Consider the following 25,826-nt stretch of genomic DNA (forward strand, 5'->3'; position numbering starts at 1 on the left):
ATCTAATGGGCTGATATTGATCTAGCGCTAGAGGGGAATTTAGGTAGTCCTGCATAGTAATGATCAATTTTGGAAACTAGCATTATAGTGATGAATAAATTCCCAGATAACTCCTAGATGATTTTGGAATTTTTTAGAGAAAGAAAGACTCTTTCTAACTAATCTACTAACTCTTTGCCTAAGTGTATTATTAAATCTTTCTATATGATTGGTTTGACCAGTTTCTTTACCACCCGATTTATGTCTCTTAGTCGGTAACACCCCTTGATATGCTTCCCAAAAAGAGGAGCGACCCCGCGCCGTCGTACGGTGCTAGGGAACGCGCGACGATTCTGTGTAACAGGTCGCACATTGACGGGTTTATTGGTGGTAAAGAATCCCATAATTTTCGGGCTGCAGCGCGATTGCGCTCCGCGTACCGAGCGAAGCTTGATCGCGATCGCCAATATACACACCGACAATTTCTTTGGTTAAACTATCAATAGCCAGCCAAATCCATACCTTGTTACGCTTAGAGCCAACAAATGACCACATTTCATCAATTTCTAAAACTAGCTTTCCTCTTTTTTTGAGTAATTTTAGCTTTCTTAGGGGTCAAATAATATTTTTGATTGACATAGTATTGTAGCCGACGTTCCGAAACCTCTGCTACCCGCGCGATCGCTGCCAATGCTAAACGTTCTTTAAGTAATTTATCAAGTAAATCACGCTTTTCTTGAGAAACTGGTTGACGAGAAGGATTATGAACAAACTGCCGACCACAATCCTGACAACGGAAACGTTGTTTTCCGTAGTGGGTATGTCCATTCTTAAAAGTTCCTTTATAGCTAACCCTCAGTGCAGTACACTGATATTTAAACTGTTAACTATTTTCTTGCATAGATTAATCAAGAAAACGGTTTAAATCCCTTAATTCGTTTGGTTAGCTTTGTCCATTGATATGAATGAATTAATTGATTGGTGTCTAGAAAAGCACCTTGTTGAGTTGCATATTGAGAAAATTGTTCGATCCAGCTAATAATTGTTTCCGAACGAGTGAGTTGTGTAAATTCTAAGGATTGATGTAAGTAATCTTTCATTTTATCCAAGTTATTATTACGATAAGCCCGCCATGCCTGCCAAACTAAGGCTTGATAGTTTCGTTCTGTAAAACTATAGTTATTTCGATCTAATTGTTTTTGGAACATCAAGTCATTTAATTCTTCTTTAACTTCTTGAAATTGAATTTGTGATTTTTCTAAGGCTTCACCAGTTTCATTGAGTAAATCTTGCGATTGAAACATCATATTTTCTACTTCTTGCAATCGTTTTTGTGTTTTATTTAGTTCATCCTGAGTAGATTCGAGTTGCTGCTGAGTTTGTTGATATTCTTGCTGAGATTGTTGTAGCTGTTGCTGGGTTTGTTGATGCTCAGATTGAAGAAATTCGAGTTGATGCTGAGTTTGTTGATGTTCTTGCTGAGATTGTTGTAGCTGTTGCCGGGTTTGTTGATGCTCAGATTGAAGAGATTCAAGTTGATGCTGAGTTTGTTGATGTTCTTGCTGAGATTGTTGTAGCTGTTGCTGGGTTTGCTGATGTTCAGATTGAAGAGATTCAAGTTGCTGCTGAGTTTGCTGATATTCTTCTTGTGACCGCTCTAAGGCTTCGGCAGTTTCATTAAGCAAGTCTTGAAAGTATTGAAGAACTTTCTGGGCTTGCTGGTATTGAGATTGAAGAGATTCGAGTTGATGCTGAGTTTGCTGAGATTGTTGTAGCTGTTGCTGGGTTTGTTGATGCTCAGATTGAAGAGATTCAAGTTGATGCTGAGTTTGTTGATGTTCTTGCTGAGATTGTTGTAGCTGTTGCTGGGTTTGCTGATGTTCAGATTGAAGAGATTCAAGTTGCTGCTGAGTTTGCTGATATTCTTGCTGAAATTGTTGTAGCTGTTGCTGGGTTTGCTGATGTTCTTGCTGGGTTTGTTGATGCTCAGATTGAAGAGATTCAAGTTGATGCTGAGTTTGTTGATGTTCTTGCTGAGATTGTTGTAGCTGTTGCTGGGTTTGTTGATGTTCTTGCTGGGTTTGTTGATGCTCAGATTGAAGAGATTCGAGTTGCTGCTGAGTTTGCTGATGTTCTTCTTGTGACTGCTCTAAGGCTTCGGCAGTTTCATTAAGCAAGTCTTGAAAGTATTGAAGAACTTTCTGGGCTTGCTGGTATTGAGATTGAAGAAATTCGAGTTGCTGCTGAGTTTGCTGATGTTCTTGCTGAGATTGTTGTAGCTGTTGCTGGGTTTGTTTATATTTCTGAAATATCATGTTGACTATTTTTAGATTTATATTTTTCAAGTGTCTCTAAAAAATCAAATAGACCAAAGTTCAGTATCAATTTCTAAATGAGTTTTCAATTTCGCGACATCTTCTTTATAGATTTCTTTTAAGTTTTCAATAGAATTACGATCAATGATTTTTAACCATCGATCACTTTGAAAATTATGGTTATCTTTTTTCTCACAACTCTTTATATCTACATAAATTCCTTCTTGAAATTGTTTGTAGAGTAAACCAACATTATATTTGGCTTCTAGTTGATTGGGAATAAATTGGGAATCAACATTCAGGAAATCAAAAACATGAGAAATTCTAGATTGATCTTGAAACAACCACTCATAAGTAATAATAAAAAAATTATCTCGATTGAAATATTCTAACCATTTTGAGAGATGTGCGTAATAAAAGCCCATGTGAATAATACCGTGTTTTTTTCCCACGTGTAATATATTTTCCCAATTTTGAATACGATTTTTATTGATATGATGCATATATCCAGAAATCGCTCGTTTAACGGGATCGCGTAAAATTACAATCAGCTTTACATTGGAGCCTAAAACGTTGTGAACACGCTGTGGCGTTTTAAATCTAAATTTAGGAATTTCATACTTATCAGAGTGAACTTCAGAGCTCCAAAGATATCCTGGTGTAATTTCCCCAACTGAGACATAGTTTTGGCTGCCCTTAAAAAAATGCTGATACCCTTCTACTCCAATTTCATTGAAATTATTTTGGCTGTCAAAAAACATAAGCTCTTTATATTTTTGAGGTAAAAATATATCGGGATGTTGCTTAAGCATCTCATGGAGCCATGTCGTACCTGCTTTCTGAACTCCGATTCCTAAAAAATTAGGCATTTTATATGAAATATGGTTGTTATTTTTTATCATAAGAACATTTAAAATAACTAATTAATAATTTTTTATTAATTAGAGTATTGGATTCAAAAATTCCAATGTCAAGGCGCGTCAGTTTCTCATTCAAGTGAGAAAGATTAATTATAGGTTTTCATTTCTAGAAAGTTTAGGTTTGATAGATGCTAGTTCATCACCAATAACCTCTCCTTTTTCAGGTAGGTATTGTTCAACCTGAAAACCATCTTCATCATAAAAGCTAAGATCATCTGCCTGAATTTGCTTACGCCAGCGATCAACAAAAATCTTTCTATTTTGAAGTCTATGTCCGCCACGACCTGGAGTTTTGCCCTCAAAATGCGTAATAGTTGAGTTGGGGCAATATAAAAGTTTTTTACGCAGTTGTGTTCTCACTTTAAAGCAAAGGTCAAGATCTTCAGAACCATTAACAAAACAAGGATCCAAGCCTTTTACTGCTAGAAAATCTACAGCCCGCATAGCTAGACAAGCTCCTGTTAAAGCTTGGAAATATCTTTGTTTATTAACAACTTGATTATTCTCCGACATATTTTTGTATATATGGTAAGGAAATTTTGACTGATTACTAAAGACAATTCCTCCAGCTTGTAATGTGTGGTCTGGATATATTAGTTTTGGTCCAGTAATTCCTACATTTGATTTTTTTTGCAAAGGCTCTATTAAAGAAGAAAGCCAATTTTTTGAAACTACCGTATCGTTGTTTAGTAACACGATATATTCACCAGTCGAAGCAATCACTCCGATATTACAACCCAGAGAAAACATCAAGTTTTGCTTTGAGGAAAATAATTTTAAATTTGGATATGTTTGTTGCATATCCGTTACCATACTAGCTGTATTATCTGGTGAACCATTGTCCATAATTAAAACATCAAAAGAAATATCTGAACTGGTTGAGCGGAAAATAGAATTAATACACTGATGAGTTAGATCCTGTTTTCCATATACAGGGATGACAATCGATACATGGTTCACTTTTCTTCCTTGTGCTTTTTTCATGGCTTCCAACCAATTAATACGATCATTGCCATGTATAACCAAGCGCTGGGCTGTATCAGTCCATGAAGAATTAGAATCCATACTATATTTCCATATGTTGCTAACCTTATCACGAAAATACTGTCGAATTTGATCAACCCATACAGTTGTCCCAATCATCAAAATAGCGTCAGCCTTACTTAGGATATTTTTAAGTTCTTGCTCAATTCCAGCATCAAAGTGATCCTTAGACCCTGCTTCCTTTGAGCTAGTGGTAACTTTATGCTGCTCTAGTAAACCAATAAAGCTTAGCTCTATTCGATTACACTGTGCTATCAATTGCTCCAGTTTATCCGGGATAATGTCATGTATAGATAAGATCACTAAATCGCCAGAAGAACAATTAAATGCAGTATTTCCCGCTAAGAATGCATCAACTGTACATTTCTGCCAGGTGAACTCGATGTTAGTTTTGTTTTCTAGTAACCATTGCCTTAGTGCTTTTCGGCTATGCGGTAACTTTAACTCTTGCTCATCAATGAATAATTCAATAATCTGCTGAGATTGTTTTGCTGGAGTAGAAAATTGTTGTTGCTCAGCCAAAAGAGACTCTTTATTATTTTGTTCTATAGATTCATAAAGATCTATATATTGTCGAGCCATGGCTTTTGTAGTGTAGTTACTGCCTTCTCCTTTTTGCCAAGCTAAAACTCTATCTAGTTTTTCTGTATATTCTTTAGGATTAGAGAAGACTTCAGTAATTTCTTTATAAACCTGTGCTGGCTTAACATTTTCGACAATCCATCCAGCTCCATGTTTCTGCAAACGTTCTTCTACAGCCCCCATGGGAAGTGCAATCACTGGTAAATCAGTAGCCCACATTTCGGTTAGAGTATGAGAATAAGTTTCTGGCCAAATCGAAAAAATTGCTCCCATGTGAGGGTTAATATTTGCTACGATTTCTAAAAAATCACTTCTTTTATATTTACCATGTTGAACTCCAATATCATCTAAGCTACTGTCTGGAGAACCCAAAAAATGAAATTCAAGCTTATTTTCCCGATCACAAGCCTTGATTTCTTTTATCAACAAAGAACCTTTTGATATACACAAATGCCCTGGAATTAGAATCCGAATTGGTTCATTGGGACTCGGTATTTGACCTAGTTGGAGCATTTTCTGAAAATCACGTCCATGGGGAATAACCCGAAAATCGCGGTTACTTAAAAAAGGAAAAGTTGACTGTAAGATTTGTCTTGCTTTTTGAGAAGTTGTTACAAAAGAATCACAAAATTGTAGCATACCTAGCATTCTTTGCTGCCAGCGCTTCCGCCAATTTCTAGTTAAACGAGGACAACTTTCAGGTGACCATAATTCCACATTACTTCGTGCCTGATCAGTAGAAAATTCGTCGAAACAGTATTTTTCACGATAATCAAGTAATTTTACATTTGGTGTAATCGTATAGAAATCATGAAAGGAAAAAATAACTGAAATATTAAGTTTTTTTGCAATACGGGGTAAAGATAGACTATGGCGACCTATATGTCTGATGTGTAAAAGCTCTATTCCATAACGAATAAGAATATATTCAACAAATCGATTATACTCTGCAGATTCATGAGTGGAGCCAGTCAGAGGAATAGACAAATGAAACTCTTCTGATAATATTTTTTCTTGACCTCGGCAGTCATATAATTTTAAGGTTTTAGTATCGCTTGTCAATAAAAAAGGTTGGTAAGTTTCTGTAACTTGATTCATCAAGTCTATGTTGGTTTGTGGTGTTCCTCCACTCTCACTGCTTATGACATAAAGAATTCGTGGTAATGAAAATCTTGTGTAATGGTGCAAACTTTGTTCTAAATTGAAACGCAGAGTAGCCATAAGCGGAGAATCAGTAAATGCATTGCGTACCGCTTTGGCATACTCAGGATATCGCTGATCAATAATCTTGCGTCCTGATTTTACCAGCTCAGCTTTATGTTCACCAAAACTTGCTGAACGGATATGATAAACAAGTGTGCGATCATCAATAATGTTACGCCATCCTCTAGTTAAAGCCCGCAGACAAAAATCATTTTCTTCACCATACCCACGAGGAAAAGCCTCTTCATCAAAAAAACCTAGGTTATTCAGTGCGTCTCGGCGAATATATAGACAAAAACCATTGCCAGTTGGAATTTCTGGATATAAGGCTAGGCTTTCTTGGGTAACTAAACGGGCAAAGCTTTCTTCATCTAACCAAGAAGGTATTGAGTTAACTTTTCGATCTTTTGGTACGGAAAACGCACCAGCATTATTAGATAAAGCAGTGACGGTACTGATGTCTGCTGCCGAATATGCAGCAACTTGTAAATTATCTAACCATCTTGGCGTAACAATTGTATCGCTATTAAGAAGAACCACATCTGCTTCACCCGCTATTGCAATTCCCTTATTAATCGATGGCGTATAACCTAAGTTCCGTCGATTTTGGTGTAAAGTAATTTCTGGAAACTTGGTGTCATAGTCTCTTAGAGTAGAAATTAACTTTGTATCAGTGCTACCATCATCTATAAGAATCAACTTGAATTGACGTTTTGTATGCTTGAGCACTGAAGCAATACAATTCAACACTTCTTCTCGCGCATTATAAATTGGGATGATAATGGCTATGTCTCTCGATAAATATTCGATTTTTTCTCTATTGTTTTTAGGAAGTGGCAATTGATTAGCTAGAGGAAAGCCAGATTTCCATCCAGGCAAACCTTGAAAATTTTTGATAATAATAGGTTTAGCTTTTGGTCCACGCCCAATGAGGCAATTAGGATATTCAGCTACCGAAGCAGTAATTTCAAGACTTTGTAGCGATTTAGGTAGATATGGAATCTCTATTAGGAACCCGTGGTTTCCCGTACCAAAATTTTTATACAGGTCATCACGCCATCTATTTGCCAAAACTCGTCTATAAAAAATGCCATTTATAAAAATATCAATTTGACAGTTTTGATCTAAATTTTCCTGGTTAATTAACCAACCTGTTAGTTGATTATCTTTGAAATTATCTAAACGACCGAAAAAAGAAGCCTTTTCAGATTCCTGAAAAGTTGTACTAGATGAGTGTTCTGACAACTGTATTGTTTCTTTTTGTTCTGTATTATTTTTCTTATTATTTACCTGTTGTTCTAATTTCGTCTTTGCTCGATCTAGACTCCGCTTAGTAGCATCATTCGGTTGCAAGCGAAGTGCCTTCTCATAACACGCTACAGCTTTTTCCAAGTCACCCTGCTGGGCATAATGGCGTCCCAAATTTGCATGCGCAGATGCAATTTCAGGATTTAGCTCGATCAATTTATGCAACATCTGCTCAGTAGCATCACTTTTGGAGTTATCCAATGCTCCGTTGTTTCGCGTTTTTTCCATTTATCCCTCCCTTTCAAGTCAAGACGATTAATCACTTTAGGCTAATCCAAAAACAAGCTTTCCTTAATCTTGTACAAAATATTACACTAATTTAGTAAAAAATGTCTAGGATAGTCTTAAGTCTATAATAGAGGCTGGTTGACTGACAAAACTTCTGAAAGCCCTATTCGATCGTCGGTTGAGAAGCGCGATCGCATAACCTAAAAAACCTTGCTGGTGTTGGGTTTCGTAACCTCAACCCAACCTACGTTTTGAATCTTTTGTCAGTCAATCAGATAATAGAGGTTGCTGAATCAAAGTTAAAGTATTCCCAATAATCGTTTCGAGGCTTCATTTGCCAATAAAGCTTAAGGTTATAATATCCTAATACTCAAAACCGTTGCACTTTCGTCGGTAATCTCGCTCGTCAATCAGGAAAAAAACAACAAAACTACCATTGTGCAAACTGTGTGGTTCCTCGATTCGCTCTGAAGCGTTTTTTAGCAAGCCCCTTAATCACATATCTCTATCCTGTCAGTCTCGGTAAAAACTGATGATTTCAGGGTTTTGGAAGTCTGAGAGGGAGATTCATCGCAGCACTTTTTTCCCAAGAGCAATTTGGACAAAAATCTCAAGGAGTAAAAAATGTGATTCTCAAAGTCCCAATTGCACAGAAAATCCTTATTCTACTTTATTTTTCCTGATTAGAGGAATCGGAAAGTGACAAAAGCGGAATAGCTAATTTAAATCAAGTGTAAGTATGAAAAGAAGAGAATTGTTTAAAAATATCGCAATGATGGTGGGAGCTGCTGCTGGTGTTACCAGTTACTTTCAAGATGATAATAATACCCCTCTTGAAGAAAGCACTGATCTATTCAACTACGCTAGTAGTTTAGCATATGCTCAATCTAAACTCAGTGATGATACCAAATTAACTCAATCTTGGGTGAAACCACAGGAATTTGGTGCATTGGGTGACGGGAATCATGATGATAGCGTTGCTATCCAAGCAGCAATTGACATCTTGGCAGATCAGAATGGTGGGATTGTTTACTTTCCTGTTGGAACTTATCTGTTATCAACAAGCCATTCAACTGACAGTCCCATTAAGAATACTTCATTTATAACTCTTAAAAAGAATGTCTCTTTGATAGGAGAAAACAGATATAGAGTTACTCTGAAACGAGATATTTCAGCTGCCACTCCTAATGCCTTGATTTGGCTTAATGAAGGAACTGGAAGAGAAATTAATGGCATAGGTATTGATGGTGTTCAAAGTAATTTCAATAATATTCTTCATGGAATATTAAGCCAATTAGATATAGATGGGCTGACTATTAATAACTGTTATATTACACGAGTTGGAAGTTATGGCATTGGGTTACAAGGAGTTAAACAGTTATCACTAGGGCGAGCTAAAAATGTGACAATTAAAAATTGTCATATTAAAGGAACAGGTGGTGACGGAATTGATATTAAAAATATTAAACAAGAAACTGGATATAATGTCCTCTATAATCTCGATATTCAAGGTTGGGGAGGGCGTAGCTCCTTAAAAAACCAAGCTGGGCTCGATATTCGTGGTGTCGGCAATCATATTTCTAAGGTATATTTTACTTCTCCCAATTCTTACTCTGGACATGCAATCAGGTTTAGAGGAAGCAATTATAAAACAAATAACCCAGGTGGTCAAGAGTCAATACTTAGTAATTTTTGGATTGATGTTTCTCAGCAAAATATACCTGGTATCCGAATTAATCAAAGAGGAACAATTATTAATTCTGGATACATTCTCTGTAGCGATAACTCTGCTGGTTTAGAAATAGATGATACAACAGTTGATCATAGTAGAATTAGCAATGTGATAATTAATGGATCAGGAAATAGTCCTAATGCTAGTTTTTGGTGTCAAGGTAGTAACATATTACTTGATAACTGTATTTCCCGAAATGCTTATTGTGGATTTAAATTAGCTAACGATCACATTACTTTGCAAGATTGTAAAGCTCTAAACTATAGAAATTATGGATTTTATGTTAAAAGTAATGCTACTCATTATGAAATTTTAGGAAGTGAAGCCTCGTCGAATCAAGGTGTTCCTATCGTAGACAAGACTAATGGACAAGGTATTATAAAAAATTTGAGGGGAGTAAACTGACCTCTGTACAGGACAAAACTTTTGATAGTAGCTTTCCAAAGTGCTTCAAGCACTTGCGGTACAAGGTTTTCGGCAAAATCAACTAAATCTAGTGACAGATAAGGCTTTCAGTTTTTTTTGTCCCGTACCTAGTAAACTGACACCCATTTCAATTGGAATCTTAAAAATCTATCGTTCTTTCAGCAAGCCTTTTGATCAAAAAGCCATGGCACTCAATCTGAAAAGTCCAGACATCCAAACAAGCCTTGGTAATGCTTGAAAACTTGGATGAAACAAAGATAGAATGACTTTCAAATGATCGCAGAATCTGTTGAGGAGGCTTTTAGGCAATGTCCTAATGTATGCGCGTAGCGCTATAGTTACCAAAATGCGATCAAGCTTATACCGTTTATCAAAAGTCACTGGAAACATAGCCTCGGTTTGTAGAGAGGTCTGACTCAGTATCTCTCTAGCCACCTTTGAGAATTGGTATTAACTTGAGCTTTTGCCCTTGCCCTCAAGCAGCTTAGTGTCATCTATTGGTAGCATAGTGAATGCGAGTAAGCTTTCGTAGCAACTTGCAGCTTACTCAAACAGAATATAAAAAATGCTACTGTTTATATCAAACTAGGTCAGCACTACTTAAACAGAATAGCTTTTTAGAGGCTCGTACTACCTTTCAAAAAGCTTTAGAGCTTTAGCCTGAACAACAATAAGCAGAGATAAAATCAATAAAATTTCAGAGTATGTTACTTAAAAATGAGGTTTTGACTTTAACGAGGCAATTGAGGATTGAAGAAGCTATAAAAACCCTAGAGGAGTTTGCTACGAATGAACCGATTATGGAAAGCTGGAAACTTCTGGAGGAAGCTACTCAAAAACTCACGGACATGAAAGAACTTGACATAGCCTCCAAATTGTGGAGCTCTGGCTCAAATAGACTTGCTAAACGTGTTGGTGCTCCACCAACCTATTTTTGCGAAAAAAAATCCCAAGATATTCCCACTAAAGAAATAAATTTCTTCAGCGATCTTCTCAAGGAAAAAAATCAAAATAGCGATCAACCTAAACGATATTTATTATCAATAATAGACGAAAATGACGATGTGAACAACGGATTTGATAGTCTTGATGGACTACTTGCTTTAGAAAAAGAAAAGCTTTTTGAGCAAGGTAACTTCAAAGTTCCTATCTGGAAATATATGCGTTCCTACGAGATTCTATTGATTCCAAGGATTATCATGGTAGGTCTTTCTACCCCGTCCTCACTAACAGGATACACACCTATGTCACTCGATGGCTATTGGATCAAAAATTTTACCCAAGGAGGTACGGGTGGTCGAGTCATTAGATATCAAGCAGCACAGATTAAAATTAGTGAGTATGTGCACGAGCGAGGTTCGGTTTTTGTCATACCAGGAGATCATATGAACAAATTCTTCCATGCTATGTGCAATACTTTTCCCGCACTGCAGATATACAGACAATTAAACCTAGACTGTCCAATAGTTTTTCCCAAGTTTCCAGTGGAGGAACAGCCTAAATTGTCAGAGATCCAGTCAACTTTGTTAAAGGTAATGAACATACCTGAAGAAAGAGTTATTTCACAAACAAATCTTGAAAATACCTACTTTAATAACGGTCTTCTGCCTCAGGCTTTTGCTCCAGATCGTCGAGTGGTAGAATTCTACAGAAAAACTGCCTCGGAACTTGATTTAAATAGGGAATCGGGACTCTCAAATAAATACATTTATATTTCCAGAGGAGATGCTAAAAGAAGACCCATAATTAATCAAAAAGAGATTATCAGCGTCCTAGAGGCGATGGGATTTAGTAGTGTTGAAATGACCTATCGTTCCTTTGAGGAACAAATTTCAATTGTTCGAGATGCCTCGATTATTGTAGCTCCTCATGGAGCTGGCCTCACTAACATGGTTTTTTGCAAACCTGGTACCAAGATTGTTGAATTAATTACTGAGTCTAAGCGGAACATCTTTTATCGGCTTGCAAATTTATGTGAACACAAGTACTATCCTATCCTCTGTTCCCAAGCTTCCCGTTCTTCTAGGTTTGAAACTACTTCAGGTAATGACTGCTGGCATCTTGATGTAACTAAACTCAGAAAAGTAATAGAAAAAATAACCAATTGAACTAATTCATGATAGTAATTAGTCTGGGGAAGCCCAAAGAAAGTGGTGAATTAAAGCACTTCAAGCTACTTCCCACTTTTCTAGAGTTCTCACTAATTGGGACTCAGGAGGCGGAAAAGTTCCTTTTATCGTCGGATCATCTGATTGATCTGAATCTTGCTTTAGGCAATTGAACTCTCTATCTCTATTTCGACAACTTCAAATGGCAATATTTATGACAAATGACCCACTAATTAAAGTCATCAAATTAACTCAATTTGTGAATCATCACCTAGCAAAAAGCGCATTGCTTTGGGGCGCTTCGGTGCCATCGTTAACTGGACTCGTTCTCCAATTAAACTATCAACAATTCGTTGCTCGATATTAACTACTTTTGACTCTCGCAAAATAACACTATGTTCCACATCAGCATCAACTAAAGTTGCTTTATCAGCAATACTAGTATAAGGTCCAATAAAGCAATTTTCTAAAAGGCAATTGCGACCAATAATAACTGGTCCACGAATTGTGGAATTGATAATGCGAGTGCCTACACCGATCGTAACACGACCAATAATTTCAGAATTGTCATCCACATTGCCTCCCGAAACATCAATTTCTAAATTGGTGTCAAGAATAATGCGGTTGGCTTCTAATAAATCATCTTTTTTCCCCGTATCAAGCCACCAGCCTTGCAGTTGACGAGATCCCACAGGGTTTTGTTGATCAATTAACCATTGAATGGCATCCGTAATTTCTAATTCTCCTCGTGCTGACGGTTCAATCTGCGCGATCGCGCGATGAATGGTAGGGTTAAAAAAATAAATTCCAACCAAAGCTAAATTCGAGGGCGGATCTTTCGGTTTTTCCAATAGTGCGAATACTTTGCCTTGCTCATCAACTTTAGCCACACCAAAAGCACTCGGCTGAGAAACAGGACATAGTAGAATTAAAGAATCTAAATTCTGGGTTTGAAACTCTTGCAAAAAGCCAGTCAGATCCCCTTCTACCAAATTATCCCCCAAATACATTACAAATGGTGAATCTCCGAGAAAGGGCTGAGCAATTTTGACTGCATGGGCTAACCCAGCAGGTTCATCCTGAGTGATATAAGTAATATTAGCGCCAAACTGGCTACCATCCCCAGTTTTTTCTTGAATTTCTTCTCCCGTCTCAGGACTAATAATAATGCCAATGTCTGTGATACCAGCTTGGACAATCGCTTCAATGCCGTACCATAAAATAGGCTTATTTGCTACTGGAACCAGTTGTTTTGCCCCCGTATAGGTCAGAGGGCGCAAGCGGGTTCCTTTTCCCCCAGATAAAATTAATCCTTTCATCACTTTTCCTGAGATAATTGACTTAACATCTTCCGTAAACTGACTCGCCATTGGGGGGAGGGAGTTCCCAAAATCTGCGCAATTTTGTGATTAGATAAAACTGAATAAGGGGGGCGTTGGGCTGGCGTTGGATATTCAGGTGTAGAAATCGGAAAAACTTGCTTAATGTTAATCGGCATCTTGAGGGCTTGGGCTTCTTCAAAAATAGCAAGAGAAAAATCATACCAACTGGTAACCCCACTATTGGTAAAGTGGTAAATTTCTTGAATCGGAGAGGTTGGTAAATGGGTCATTAATCCGACAACAGCTTGGGCAATGTCATAAGTCCAACTGGGAGTTCCCACTTGATCCGATACGACTTTTAATTCTTCTCGTTCTGCACCAAGACGTAACATGGTTTTAACAAAGTTCTTTTTGCCATACGTTCCATAAACCCAAGCCGTCCGCAGAATAACATAGTTTTGACAATTGTTTTGAATCCCGACTTCTCCGGCTAATTTGGATTGACCATAAACGCCAATGGGGTTAGGTTGATCTTCTTCAGTATAGGGTTGATTTTTCTCGCCATCAAAGACATAATCTGTTGAAATATGGAATAATCTGGCACCTATTTGCTCGGCACATTCGGCTAAAACCCGAGGAGCATCACCATTTAGAGTTTGAGCAAGGTCTGGTTCACTTTCTGCTTGATCGACTGCGGTATAAGCACCACTATTAATAATCAAATCAGGCTTCTGAGTTTTAATCACGTCTCGAATTTGATTAAGATTGCTTAAATCTAAATCCTCTTTCCCCAATGCAATGAGTTCACCCTGTTGCCTTAATAAAGGTTGTAAGTCTTGACCCAGTTGTCCATTCTTGCCAGTGAGCAAAATTTTAGTCATATAAATCAGCGTCTTTTAAATATTTTCCTTGTTGGTCTTTACCAGATAAAATCGGTTCACTGCTGGTTTGCCAGTCAATCCCGAGGTCAGGATCATCCCACAGAATCGATCTTTCATGTTGTGGAGCATAGTAATCCGTTGTCTTATACAACACTTCTGCTACCTGAGAGCGAACATAAAAGCCATGGGCAAAACCAGCTGGAATCCAGAGTTGTTGTTTATTATGGGCACTTAAAATACAACTGACCCATTGACCAAAGGTGGGAGAACTGCGTCGAATATCAATGGCAACATCAAGAATTTCTCCAACAATCGTACGGACTAATTTACCTTGGGCATTTTGAATTTGGTAATGTAAGCCCCGTAAGACATGCTGTTGAGAACGGGAATGATTATCTTGAACAAAATCGACGTTGACCCCAGTTTGTTCCTGAAACTGTTTTTGGTTAAAACTTTCAAAAAAGAATCCCCGATCATCGCCAAAGACCTTTGGTTTGAGGATTAAAACTTCTGGGATTTGAGTTTTCTGAATCTCCATTTCACACCAGAATGAGTTGGGACATTAGCTAGGATACAGGGAAACCACTTTTTGTCAATCCTTTTGCTATGCTTAGTTTATTATTATTGAAACTAAGGTCATTAATTTGTTGATGTCAGACTCTCAAGCAAATCATTATCAAGCAGGGATTTCTGATCCTCAGCGCCCGATCGCGCAATCGGTCAAAACGCTTTTTGATTATCAACAACAAGTTAACTTACTCGAACAACAAAACCGTTGGCAAGACTTAGAAAGGCTTTGTTCTGAAGCCATCCAACTTTATCCTAATCTTCCTAGATTTTATCATCTGTTAGGAGATGCAAAATTAAACTTGCAACGTTGGGCAGAAGCCGTCGTTGCTTATCAAAGCGCGATCGCGCTCGACGCTACTTTTTCTTGGTCTCACAATAATCTGGGAGACGCTCTTAGTCAACTACAACGCTGGCAAGAAGCTGTAACCGCTTATCAAGAAGCAATCAATCTCAAAGATGACTTTTTCTGGTCTTACTACAATTTAGGAGAAGCCTTATCCCAACTCAATCGATGGGAAGAAGCAGTAACCGCTTATCGTCAAGCCCATGTCCTTGCACCGGAGAATCTCGAAGTTGCGAAGAAAATGGTTAACTATTTTCCCAATGAAATTGAGTTTTACTTCACTTTATCCCAAGTATTGGCGAGAAATAACGACTTGGATCAAGCCTTGGTGGTTTGTCGAATGGGATTAAATATTCAACCCAATCATTCCTCAGGCTTAAAGCTAGAAAGAGCAATTTTATCTCACCGCTAAACTCTGTTGAAATCTTCTTTGGGTTGCTTCTTGACGAGCAACTTCAAGTAACTTTTGCCACTCTCTGGAAGCGGTTAAGGCAACTAAATCCAACTCAGTTGTCTGTTGTGCAGCCTGTGCTTTAAATAGTTCTACCCAATTGAAAACCGTTTCGAGATAGGGATATGGGGAATATTGGAGAGATTGTTCCAAAGTCTCACCCATTTTACTTAAATGATTAGTGTAATATAAACGCCAAGCAATCCAGACTAACGTATGATATAGATATTGATTCTGGCGTTCTCGCACCACTAGTGGTAAATCAGGTCTGGTAAAAAATTTTTGACGGACTTGCCATGATTCTTGTGCTTGGATCAAAGTATTTAAAGAATCGTTCCTGCTATGTTCTCGATAACAAGTTGTCACTTGTCGAATCCATGCCGTCTGACAACCTGCAATGGCTAAACGTTGAATTAAATCTACATCACAGGCTTGTTGAAAAGTAGTATCAAGGGGACCAACACGATTTAACCACTCCCATCGAAACAACATCGGGCTAAATAAAACGGGCATCCACTGTAACCATTCATGTAAATCTAAAGTTGGGGCTTGATGCCAAGGTTCCACATTAGCTAGGGGCTCTCCCCAAGAATTAATTCGTTTCCAACCACTATGAACCATCCCCACTTGCGGTCGTTGCTCTAGAACTTCCACCTGCAAAGCAAGTTTATCAGTTAACAAAATATCATCATGATCAAGGAAATTAATGTAGTCTCCTTGTGCCATTGTCAGCCCAAAATTACGAGCAGCAGCAACCCCTTGATTAGTTTGGTAGTAATAATCAACGCGATCGCGATAAGGGGTCAATATTTCCCTAGTGGCATCAGTTGAACCATCATCCACTACAATTACTTCCCAATCAAGATAACTCTGATTGAAAACACTCTCTATCGTCTGGCAAATATACCGACTGCCATTATATGTCGGAATAATAACACTAACTTTTGGCATGGAAATCTATCAAAGAGATTTGTTTCCCTTCTCCTAACTCAAGATTAACTAAGTGCGATTAACAAGCCATTGTGTAAATTGCTCCCATTCCTGCAATTGCGTCAAAGCATTCACATCAAGCTCTTCTGCTGCATCTGAGGAAAACTGAGCAAAACGTTCTATCCAGTCCACCAAAAACTCTAATGGAGAAAGAGATCTATACTGGCAAGAGTCTTTTAAAACTTTTATCATTTCTGCCGAATGACCTCTTTCGTAAAGATACCACGCAATCCAAACTAAAGTGCTGTAGCGTACCGATTTTTCCATCCCTGCGATTCGTTTCGGTAAATCCCCTCGTGCAAAAAAATTGTCAATGACAGCAACCAAGGATCGCGCTTGGGGTAATCCCTGATACATTGCGCTCTGAGGATGTTGGCGATAGCAAACTGTCACCTCTGGTAGCCAACTTGCTTGGCAACCCATCACCGCCAAACGCAATACCAATTCTGTATCTTCAGCAGGAGGGAAACGAGGATCAAAGCCCCCAACAGAGTGCAACCAATCGCAGCGAAACATCATCGCACTGGGTAAAACAGGTTTCCACAGTAGCCAAGATTCTAAATCTAACTCAGGAACTTGATGCCAAGGTTCTACAGTCCTCAAAAAATCTCCGTTTTGATCGACACAATGCCAACCACTATGAACCATTCCTAACTCAGAATGAGCCTCAAAAACGGCAACCTGCGCTTCTAATTTTTTTGGGAGAAAATAATCGTCTGCATCCAAAAAGGCAATTAATTCTCCGCGAGCTAATTCAAGACCATGATTACGGGCTCTAGCAACCCCTTGGTTATCTTGATAGACATAACGAAGTTGCTGCTCGTAGGGAGCGATGCAAGCCCGAGTCTTGTCAGTCGATCCATCATCAATTAATATAATTTCATAGTTAGTGTAAGTTTGATTCAGAATACTTTGGATTGCTTCTTGGATATACAATTCACCGTTATAGCAGGGAATAATAATGGTGACTCGTGGCTGGGAACTGAAGCTAGTTCTGATATGACTCAAAAATCTTGCCCTTTAAACTTGGTTTGTGTTAGCATTTTAGCCATTAACGTGGTGTGATGTAGCAGTCGTCTATTCTCAATAAACAAACACCAGTTAGCTTTTATCTAAAATACTGTACTGTTATTAATTGCTCGAACTACTACATAGAGGGTGAAACACTATGAGTCAACTGATTAGTGAAATTGGAACATTAAATGATGGAGGGGGGTTTGATGCCTTTATTGAATCTGATGCCGATTTTGGAGAAGTCGTAGGTTCCCCTGGAGATGATCAGGTTACTAACGATAGCTCAAATGTCACTAGCTTCGGGTTAGGGGATGGGAGTGATACCTATACTGGTAACAATGCTGAAGCTGGGCAGCCTGGTCAAACTAGCACTGTTTCTGGTGGTAGCGACAATGACATTCTGCAAGCTGGTCTGGGAGAAGAAGCTGACTTCTCTGGCGGTGACGGTGATGATCTCTTAGTTGGGGCTCAAAGAAATGACACCCTTAACGGTGATGATGGGGATGATACCCTATTGGGTGGTACTGGTAACGATACCCTTAGCGGTGGCTTAGGAAATGACGAGATGTTCGGTAACCGTGGCAGAGATACTCTAACCGGTGAAGCGGGCAACGATACTCTCGATGGTGGTGCCGATCAGGATACCCTGACGGGTGGACCAGGAGCAGACCAGTTTAACTTTGAGCTTTTAGGAGATGTTCCTATCCAAGACGGAGATGATGCCTCCGATGTCTTCGCTGGTGGTGAATTCGATGTCATCACTGATTTTGATCCAACAGAGGATACCCTAGCATTTGATGGTGACTTCTTCGATAATGTTGATAACTTCTCTGTTTCAGAAGATGGCGAAGGAGGGGCAAATATTGCTTACGATGGCTCAACCTTCCTCAACTTAGAAGATGTTAATCCTGATGACATTGACCCAGACGAATTTGACATCCTCTAACGAGTTGGGTTCTCATGGATTCTACTGAATTAGCTGCGCCTGCTGCTTATTTAGCTTTAGCCCAGTTGCAAATCAGCTGCGGAAAAACGGGTGAGGCAATTTGGGCTTTTCAACAGGCTTTACAGCAAGACCCCGATTGGGTAGAAGCCCATGTTGAACTGGCTCGGTTATTTCGTCAACAAAAGTCTCAGCAACAGGCGATCGCGCATTATCAGAAAGCCTTAACAATTCAGCCACAGTGGTGGCAGGGATATCGGGCTTTAGCGCAAACGCTACAAGAAGCTGGAGATTTAGGGGGGGCAGCTGGTGCATACAAAAAAGCGATTGCTCTTGCACCAAGCCAAGCCCCCCTTTACTGCGAACTCGGTGTTGTGCAGGAACAACAGGGCAAGTTAGAACAAGCCTGTCACAGCTATCACCAAGCCATTACCCTTGCTCCGAAGAATGCGGTTGCTTACAATTATCTCGGTTGCGCCCTTGCCAAAAGTTATCAACTCGCGGAAGCAATCAAAAGACTACAGACAGCCATTAATCTAGACCCCAAAAAAGCTAATTACCACAACAACCTTGGTCAGGTTTTCATTAGGCAAGAAAAAACAAAAGATGCGATCGCGAGTTACCAGCAAGCTATTGATTTAAAGCCCGATTATACTCTGGCTTATTATAATCTAGGAAAAGCACTCCAATATGAAGGGCTGCACCCAGAAGCTGCTGCTTGCTTTGAAAAAGTTGTCCAACTAGAACCAGATCATCGGACTGCTTATAGCAATTGGGGCACTTCCTTAATCGCGTCAGGAGAAGTTGAGAAAGGTTTGACCTGTTGGCAAAACGCAGTCGCACCTTATACTGAAAAATTGCAAGCGTATCAGGAATGGGTAGAAACTTGTTTTCACTCGCCAAAAAATGAATGGGAAAGTGCTAAACTCGCCTGTAGTCAATTTCTGAAAACCCTGCAAGCATCTAAATTTCAAGAAGCTCAGGAGTTTCTATGCAAGATTTACTCTCAACTGGGGGATGCAACAGCACGATACGGAATTCCTCAACAAGCAGAACAACACTATCAAATTGCCCTGCGCCTGCAACCTCGTAATACTGACTTGCAGAAGCGACTTGGAGATAGTTTAGCTCAACAAGGACGAGCTCAAAGCGCGATCGCGGTCTATCGATTAGCATTGACCCTAAAACCCCATGATTCTTCAATCAACCGACAATTAGGAAAACTCTTGGAAAAGCAAGGTCAGTGGGACGCTGCAATTACCTGCTACCGTGAAGTCTTATCTCAACAGCAACTCAAAAAATCCCCGCCCTTGCTGGAGGTAAAAAGTAACCCTCAACAGAACATTGCCTTATCAAACCCTGAACCGATCACTCCTCCTGAACAAACTTATTTCTCAACTGAATTATGGTTAGCGGAACAGGGATTGCTCGATGATGATCACTATGTCGCCTTGGGTGGCGAGAAAAAAAGTGATCCCAGTGATCATAATGAGAGAATATCCTGTCGGGGCTTAGATTGCGCCCCCTGCCTCAAACAAATTAATCACTGGTTTTTACCAATTCAAATGGGTCAAGGCTTTCACCGTTGCTCTTTTCCTAAAACTCCTCCTGTCAGTTCTCCATCATTATTTGTGGCTCGGATTCCCTACGGGAGAGCATGGGCAGTTCCTCAAGAAAATCATTGGTTGGTTTGCAAAGCCTTAGCAGTAATGACTCCTGATGATGATCTCCTCAGTGACCTCTCTCGGGATTATCCTGGACAGTTGCCCCCTTGTTCGGGAGAGCATACTCCTCATCAGATTTTTAAGCAAGAGCAGTTGCCCCCAATTGAAAAAATCAATGGTACAGTTGCTGTTTTAACAGGATTATCAGGGAATGTGTATTTCCATTGGATGATCGACATTCTTCCTCGGTTTGCTCTGCTTTCTCAAGGGGGGATAAATCCCAAAGAGTTGGATTACATTTGGATCAATCAGGCGACTCAAGCCTTTCAACGAGAAACCCTAGAGATCTTAGGCATTCCCCTAGAGAAAGTGATTGCTAGTGACGATCATCCTCATATTGAAGCTGAACAACTCATTGCTCCCTCTTTTGCTGGTCATCTGGGATGGCTGCACTCTTGGGGATTAAAGTTTCTCAGAGAGACATTGTTTCCTCCGCTTCTAAATCAACAGTCTTCCTATCCTGAGCGGATTTATATCTGTCGTCAAGGGGCGCGACACCGACGGGTTTTAAATGAAGATGTTGTGATTGATTATCTGAGCACTCGCGGTTTTGTACCAGTGGCTCTCGAAGAACTTTCTTTTTCCGAGCAAGTGAATTATTTTGCTTCGGCAAAGGCAATTATTGCCCCTCATGGCAGTGGTTTGACGAATTTAGTGTTTTGTTCAGCAAAAACAAAAATCATTGAACTGTTTGCGCCGAATTATATCCGACATTATTTTTGGGTGATTTCTCAACAATTGCAACTAGAGCATTATTTCCTAGTTGGGAGCGCGATCGCGTGTCCTCAAATCCAACAATTGATGTACAATAATTCGCTCTCAGAAGATATCTGGGTGGAACTCGCAACTCTCAAACAAGCTCTTGATCGGGCAAAATTAGATTAACCTGAACCCGACTCATTAAACTCTATGACTTCAACAATTGATCCGCAAGCCCTCCATAAGCAAGCTGAAACGTATATTAATCAACAGCGACTACAAGAAGCCTTCACCCTCTGTGAGCAAATGATCAAGGAACACCCAGACTTTGCTCCTGCTTATCAAACCTTGGGTAAGGTCTTCCACCTCACTGAACAAGTCGAAAAAGCAGAACAATGTTACCTCAAAGCCATTGCTCTCGATTCCAATTCCGCAGTGGCTCACACGAATCTTGGTTCTCTTTATGGGCAGCAAAAACAGTTCAAAAAAGCTCTCAGTTGCTATCAGAAAGCCCTCACCCTAGAACCGAAAGAGCCCAAAATTTATCAGAATCTAGCACGGCTTTGGGGAAAGTCTGGGGATTCCAACAGAGCAACAGAAGCCTGGTTTCGTGCTTATAGTTTGGATGTTCACAAAATTTCAGCACAGAAGCATATTGAATTAGGAGATGCGCTCCTCAAGCAAAATGCAATCGAAAAGGCAATTGCTTGTTATCGACGGTCTTTCCATCTTGACTCCAATAATAAGGAAGCTCTACAAAAGCTAAAGCAAGCTCTCAAACGAGTGGGACAAGAGATAGCAACATCGCGATCGTCTTTTATAATCTTTGCTTATCCTAGAACGGGCAGTAGTACCCTAGTCAAATTATTAAATTTACATCCTGATCTCAACTGCCGACCAGAACCCTTTCATCAGGATTATGGCGTATCATTGCAAGCCCAATATTTATCGAATACTCAAAAAGACCCTAGTTTAGAACTCGATCCTGAGCGCTCTCGCAACAGCCAACATTGGGTAACGCAGTACCCCCTACCAGTCCTGGATCGCATCATCGCAGAAATTAATGAGCAGAATCACAATGGAATTAAACATCTCAGTTATAGTCTCTCGTTTGACCAAAATCTTCATTTGTTGATGAATGTTTATGATCGCATTATCTTCTTAAAGCGAAAAAATCAACTAAAACGAATTATTTCTCTCTATATTTCCCTACAAGCAGGCTTCTTTCAAGGCGACAGAAATCAACTCTTTAAAAAACAATACCAACCTTTAGATATCGAAAAATTGAAAAGACATCTGAATTGGGAAAAAACTCGACAGGAACAATATCGTACAATTGTGCAAGCCCTAGGACTAGATCTCTTGGAGCTTAACTATGAAGATTTCTTAGACCCGAAATTGACACCAGCCGACAAAATCGATAAATTAAATGAAGTTTACCGCTACTTAGGGGTTAGTGAAATCAAGAGTGGTTCTACGATGGAGAAAATGCAAAAGTTACTTAACCCGAACCAGAATAAATTTAATGATGAGCAAACCTATCGCTTAATTCCAAATATTGATGAAATTGCAGCAACCTTAGGCTCTGAAGAAACAGGATATCTTTTTGATTAATTCTTGACTGGTTTTGCGCTCTACTGCCGAAGCTCAGACAACACTGACTCAACTTCCCTTCAATTTAGATTCTAAAATGACTTCTAATTCCCAGCCCCAAACCAGCATCACTCATCTACACCAAGAAGCAGAAACTGCCCTTGTTCAGAAAAAGTTTCAAAACGCCATTTCTCTTTGTCGCCAAATCCTAAAGTTAGATCCTAATTTTGCCCTTGCTTATCACAATTTAGGAAAAGCATTAGCAGCAATCGGTGATTTAGAAACAGCAGCAGAAACCTATCAACAAGCAATTACACTTGAACCGAGTAGTGCTCTTGCTTATGCTAACTTGGGCTCAATTTATGCCAAAAAAGAAAAGTGGCAAGATGCCTTGAAGTGCTATCAAAAAGCGATTGAATTGAAGCCAGATTTGGCTGGAGTGTATCGTAATCTAGCGCGAGTATGGGAGCGATTGGATCAGCCTCAACAAGCCGTTGAAGCCAGAGAACGCGCTTATAGCCTAGAACCCAATCAGGTCACTCCTCAACAACGTCTAAACCTCGGAGATGAATTCTTAAAACTGGGTCAAATCGAGAAAGCAATTGTGTCTTATCAGCGAGCGGTAGAAGCTGCTCCACAGTGGGCTGAGGCTTACCAACGCTTAGGAGATTCCTTGGCAAAAGCGGGAAGACAAGAGGAAGCAAAAGCAGCCCTGACTAAAAAAATGGAATGTGATCAGCAAAATACTCTTTCTTCAGCTGATTCCGTATCAACAACTAATAATGGCAAGAGCGAGCCTTCTATCAAACCAGAGGAGGAGTTTAGTCATTACAAAGGGTTAGCTCAAACTCATGCTGAACAGCAAAAATGGCAGGATGTAATCACAACAGCTAAGACAGCACTGACCAAGGGAGAAGATGCACAAACTTGGCACTTGTTAGGAAAAGCATTACAGCTTACGAATCAGCCTCAAGAAGCAGAATCTTGTTATTTTAAGGCAATTGCCCTTCAACCTTTGCCGGAATCCTATGCGAACTTGGGAAGCCTATATGCTAAGAAGAAACAATGGCAGCAGGCAGTTTCCTATTATCAGCAAGCCTTGAAACTGGATGATCAACAAGCAGGGATTTGGAAAAATTTGGCGCGGGCGTTAGCTAAAGCAGGGGAGAAAAATAAAGCAACATTAGCATGGTCTCGCAGTTATTGCTTAGAGCCGAATCAGAAAACTGCTGAAGAGCATTTAGAATTAGGCGATGAACTGGCTCAACAGCAAAACCTAACAGAGGCAATTACTTCTTATCAATATGCAATTCAGCAAAAACCGAACTGGGCTTTGGCTCACTATCGACTGGGAGAAGTGCTCAAGAATGCTGGACGCGAAGAAGAAGCAGCTGCTAGTTTACGACAAGCAATTGAGTGTCACGAGAATGATTCCTCCCAAGTTGCTCAACTGACTCCAACTCCCGAATCAGAAGAAGAGAAAACTGAAACTGAGGGAAATTCGGGCACAATTACGCCAGCAACAGAACAGAATGAGTGTCAGTTCCTCTTGCAGAAAGCCCTTGAAAAGGATGATGCACCCACTTATGTCGAACTGACGCAAGCCTACTTGAAAAACGAACAGCCTCAGCGCGCGATCGCGGCAGCACGTCAAGCCCTAGCGATTGAACCTGAGGTCAATGCTTACCGTTGGTTAGCTAAAGCTCTCCAAGAAGCAAAACAACTCCCAGAAGCAAAACAGTATTATCAAAAAGCCATGGCACTTGCCCCAAATTGGGCTGACTTAAAGGTAGATTTGGGAGATTGGCACTTGCTGCAAAAGCAGTGGCAACGGGCAATAACTTGTTATCGGAAAGCATTGAAACTGGCTCCTAACCAGAGTAGAGCTTACAAGGGATTAGCTCTGGCTTTTGAGGGTATGGGAAAACCCGCTAAGGCAATTGAATACCGATATCAAGCATTGTCACAAAGCAACGATGAGACAACCCTAAAAGAGTGTATTAAGTTAGCAAGAGGGTTAGCTAAACAGAAAAAATGCCAAGAAGCAATCACTTGTTATCGCAAAGCATTGAGTTTAGACCCTGAAGCTGCCGACGTGCAGCAGGAATTAGGAGATCTGTTTACTCGGCAAGGACAAGCGAAAGAAGCAATCCCTCTTTATCGCCAAGTGTTACAGAAGAATCCAGATGCTATTCAAACTTGGCAAGCCTTGGGAAATGCGTTAACTGAAGTCGGAGAGCGCGAAGAAGCGAATGCTTGCTACCAGCAGGCGCAATGGCTTCTGAGTGCAAATAAAGAAACAGAATTGCCAGCAACACTGACCCATATATCCAGCGACAACACAACAGTAGAATCTGCCCTAGCACTACAGCAAGCAGCAGAAGCAGCCATACAGCGTGGAGAATCAGAACTAGCGCTAAAACAATATCAGGAGGCTTTCGCTCTTCTAACAGGACAAAAGACGACAACTGGACAAGTTGATATTTTTCTATTTTCTGGTACTGAAGTGGAACGATTATCGTTGGAAAACACTGGGAATCAATCATTAGAATCCCTCACAGGGTTAACATTTTTTGCGAGTACCTTTCCGACCTTTACCAAAGGATTAAGTCGGCTATTAGAAACAATGGCGAAATGGAAGTGGCTGTTCTCCCAAAGCTCCCCAGAGCAGTTTTCTGGGAAGAAAGAAACACCAGCAGTCATTGAAGCGACCCAACAAGAGACTCCAGAGGAAGAAACTACTGGTTTTTCACCAGAACCCTTATCAGTAATGGAACGGCGAGCCAGAGCTTGTTTTAATGCGGAAGACTGGGATCGTTGTCTGATTATTTGTGAGGAATTAGTCAAGCATTATCCCACCCACGGGGAAGGGTATAAATTACTGGGACAAGTGCATTATCGTAAAGGGGATTTATCTTCAGCCCTAGAAGCCTACTCCCAAGCAATCACCTTACAGCCAGAGGAATTAGATGCTCGCCTGTGGTCAGGTCAAATTTTGGCAAGTCAGGGACAATGGCAGCAAGCAATTGCTTGTTATCAACAAGCGTTACAACAAGATTCTCAACGCTGGGATGTTTATCATCATTTAGGAGAGGCTTTAGAAGCGAGCGGTGATGTTGAAAGCGCGATCATGGCCTATAAAAAAGCGACAGAAATCGCTGGGTAGATGACAAAAAAAGGGAACAGGGGATGCTTCGAGTTGCAAAACTTTAGCATCCTATTTCAATTCCCTATCTACCGTTTTGATTGAATCAAGATTTACAAATCTCTTAACAATATTTTTTTTCTGCATTGTCCCATCACGAAGGGCGAAATATGAGTTAAGTTAACCCTGATCGCCCACCGTGAAATTAACGGAGGTAGTAACAAGTAACGAAATACATACCTAAACCTTGCTATACCTTATAAAATCTCGGTATAATGTGTTTAAGTATGTAAACACAAAAAAGAT

At 39.8% G+C, this 25,826-nt stretch carries 15 protein-coding genes and 1 pseudogene; 7 read left to right on the forward strand and 9 right to left on the reverse strand.

Going from position 1 to position 25,826, the window contains the following annotated elements; genetic code table 11:
* Positions 1-63 precede the first annotated feature (63 nt).
* From PCC7418_RS21405 to PCC7418_RS16245, 4 genes and pseudogenes are all read right to left on the reverse strand, one after another.
* Positions 64-534: pseudogene (locus PCC7418_RS21405) on the reverse strand (IS1 family transposase).
* Between the two features lie 353 nt (positions 535-887).
* The gene (locus tag PCC7418_RS16235) at positions 888-2,294 is read right to left on the reverse strand and encodes a hypothetical protein (protein WP_015227276.1); all 1,407 of its coding nucleotides are present in this window, start codon (positions 2,292-2,294) and stop codon (positions 888-890) included.
* 44 nt (positions 2,295-2,338) lie between these two features.
* The gene (locus PCC7418_RS16240) at positions 2,339-3,163 is read right to left on the reverse strand and encodes a sulfotransferase domain-containing protein (protein ID WP_071880242.1); all 825 of its coding nucleotides are present in this window, start codon (positions 3,161-3,163) and stop codon (positions 2,339-2,341) included.
* A gap of 141 nt (positions 3,164-3,304) precedes the next feature.
* Positions 3,305-7,552: a glycosyltransferase gene (locus PCC7418_RS16245; protein WP_171814924.1), complete on the reverse strand. Its 4,248-nt coding sequence runs from the start codon at positions 7,550-7,552 to the stop codon at positions 3,305-3,307.
* 766 nt (positions 7,553-8,318) lie between these two features.
* Between PCC7418_RS16245 and PCC7418_RS16250 the strand changes: the two genes are divergently transcribed.
* Complete coding sequence (locus PCC7418_RS16250) at positions 8,319-9,716, forward strand: glycosyl hydrolase family 28-related protein (RefSeq protein ID WP_041596297.1); 1,398 nt, start codon at positions 8,319-8,321, stop codon at positions 9,714-9,716.
* A 725-nt stretch (positions 9,717-10,441) separates the two neighbouring features.
* Entirely contained in the window at positions 10,442-11,845 is a 1,404-nt protein-coding gene (locus tag PCC7418_RS16260; RefSeq protein ID WP_015227280.1) for a DUF563 domain-containing protein, read from the forward strand.
* 242 nt (positions 11,846-12,087) lie between these two features.
* Here the strand turns inward: PCC7418_RS16260 and PCC7418_RS16265 are convergent, their stop codons facing one another.
* The 3 genes from PCC7418_RS16265 to rfbC are packed head-to-tail and all read right to left on the reverse strand — an operon-like array spanning position 12,088 to position 14,586.
* Entirely contained in the window at positions 12,088-13,164 is a 1,077-nt protein-coding gene (locus tag PCC7418_RS16265) for a glucose-1-phosphate thymidylyltransferase (protein ID WP_041596299.1), read from the reverse strand.
* A complete protein-coding gene (gene rfbD / locus PCC7418_RS16270) occupies positions 13,164-14,048 on the reverse strand; it encodes a dTDP-4-dehydrorhamnose reductase (RefSeq protein WP_015227282.1) in 885 nt (294 codons plus the stop codon). The genes PCC7418_RS16265 and rfbD overlap by 1 nt, the downstream gene beginning before the upstream one ends.
* Positions 14,041-14,586 carry a dTDP-4-dehydrorhamnose 3,5-epimerase gene (gene rfbC, locus PCC7418_RS16275; protein ID WP_015227283.1) on the reverse strand — a complete coding sequence of 182 codons (546 nt, stop codon included), beginning with the start codon at positions 14,584-14,586 and terminating at the stop codon, positions 14,041-14,043. The genes rfbD and rfbC overlap by 8 nt, the downstream gene beginning before the upstream one ends.
* Positions 14,587-14,698: 112 nt before the next feature.
* Between rfbC and PCC7418_RS16280 the strand changes: the two genes are divergently transcribed.
* The gene (locus tag PCC7418_RS16280; RefSeq protein ID WP_015227284.1) at positions 14,699-15,373 is read left to right on the forward strand and encodes a tetratricopeptide repeat protein; all 675 of its coding nucleotides are present in this window, start codon (positions 14,699-14,701) and stop codon (positions 15,371-15,373) included.
* On the opposite strand, the gene PCC7418_RS16285 is transcribed toward PCC7418_RS16280, so the two are convergent.
* Positions 15,359-16,363 (reverse strand): glycosyltransferase, encoded by a 1,005-nt coding sequence (locus tag PCC7418_RS16285; RefSeq protein ID WP_015227285.1) that lies wholly within the window; start codon positions 16,361-16,363, stop codon positions 15,359-15,361. The two genes, PCC7418_RS16280 and PCC7418_RS16285, sit on opposite strands and share 15 nt — an antisense overlap.
* A 48-nt stretch (positions 16,364-16,411) precedes the next feature.
* Entirely contained in the window at positions 16,412-17,410 is a 999-nt protein-coding gene (locus PCC7418_RS16290) for a glycosyltransferase (protein WP_015227286.1), read from the reverse strand.
* 160 nt (positions 17,411-17,570) lie between these two features.
* Between PCC7418_RS16290 and PCC7418_RS16295 the strand changes: the two genes are divergently transcribed.
* From PCC7418_RS16295 to PCC7418_RS16310, 4 genes are all read left to right on the forward strand, one after another.
* Positions 17,571-18,362 carry a calcium-binding protein gene (locus PCC7418_RS16295; protein ID WP_015227287.1) on the forward strand — a complete coding sequence of 264 codons (792 nt, stop codon included), beginning with the start codon at positions 17,571-17,573 and terminating at the stop codon, positions 18,360-18,362.
* A 14-nt stretch (positions 18,363-18,376) separates the two neighbouring features.
* Positions 18,377-20,968: a tetratricopeptide repeat protein gene (locus tag PCC7418_RS16300; protein WP_015227288.1), complete on the forward strand. Its 2,592-nt coding sequence runs from the start codon at positions 18,377-18,379 to the stop codon at positions 20,966-20,968.
* A gap of 24 nt (positions 20,969-20,992) precedes the next feature.
* Complete coding sequence (locus tag PCC7418_RS16305; protein ID WP_015227289.1) at positions 20,993-22,396, forward strand: tetratricopeptide repeat protein; 1,404 nt, start codon at positions 20,993-20,995, stop codon at positions 22,394-22,396.
* A 76-nt stretch (positions 22,397-22,472) separates the two neighbouring features.
* Positions 22,473-25,541, forward strand: coding sequence for a tetratricopeptide repeat protein (locus PCC7418_RS16310; RefSeq protein WP_150107085.1), 3,069 nt, complete (start codon positions 22,473-22,475; stop codon positions 25,539-25,541).
* Positions 25,542-25,826: the final 285 nt, after the last annotated feature.

It is taken from the genome of Halothece sp. PCC 7418 (assembly GCF_000317635.1).
Classification (GTDB): Bacteria; Cyanobacteriota; Cyanobacteriia; order Cyanobacteriales; family Rubidibacteraceae; genus Halothece.

Excerpts from the sequence above, each read along its gene's own strand:
- PCC7418_RS16235 (WP_015227276.1), bottom strand. The coding sequence starts at position 2,294 with ATGATATTTCAGAAATATAAACAAACCCAGCAACAGCTACAACAATCT.
- PCC7418_RS16240 (WP_071880242.1), bottom strand. The coding sequence starts at position 3,163 with ATGCCTAATTTTTTAGGAATCGGAGTTCAGAAAGCAGGTACGACATGG.
- PCC7418_RS16250 (WP_041596297.1), top strand. The coding sequence starts at position 8,319 with ATGAAAAGAAGAGAATTGTTTAAAAATATCGCAATGATGGTGGGAGCT.
- PCC7418_RS16260 (WP_015227280.1), top strand. The coding sequence starts at position 10,442 with ATGTTACTTAAAAATGAGGTTTTGACTTTAACGAGGCAATTGAGGATT.
- PCC7418_RS16265 (WP_041596299.1), bottom strand. The coding sequence starts at position 13,164 with ATGAAAGGATTAATTTTATCTGGGGGAAAAGGAACCCGCTTGCGCCCT.
- rfbD (WP_015227282.1), bottom strand. The coding sequence starts at position 14,048 with ATGACTAAAATTTTGCTCACTGGCAAGAATGGACAACTGGGTCAAGAC.
- rfbC (WP_015227283.1), bottom strand. The coding sequence starts at position 14,586 with ATGGAGATTCAGAAAACTCAAATCCCAGAAGTTTTAATCCTCAAACCA.
- PCC7418_RS16280 (WP_015227284.1), top strand. The coding sequence starts at position 14,699 with ATGTCAGACTCTCAAGCAAATCATTATCAAGCAGGGATTTCTGATCCT.
- PCC7418_RS16285 (WP_015227285.1), bottom strand. The coding sequence starts at position 16,363 with ATGCCAAAAGTTAGTGTTATTATTCCGACATATAATGGCAGTCGGTAT.
- PCC7418_RS16295 (WP_015227287.1), top strand. The coding sequence starts at position 17,571 with ATGAGTCAACTGATTAGTGAAATTGGAACATTAAATGATGGAGGGGGG.
- PCC7418_RS16300 (WP_015227288.1), top strand. The coding sequence starts at position 18,377 with ATGGATTCTACTGAATTAGCTGCGCCTGCTGCTTATTTAGCTTTAGCC.
- PCC7418_RS16305 (WP_015227289.1), top strand. The coding sequence starts at position 20,993 with ATGACTTCAACAATTGATCCGCAAGCCCTCCATAAGCAAGCTGAAACG.
- PCC7418_RS16310 (WP_150107085.1), top strand. The coding sequence starts at position 22,473 with ATGACTTCTAATTCCCAGCCCCAAACCAGCATCACTCATCTACACCAA.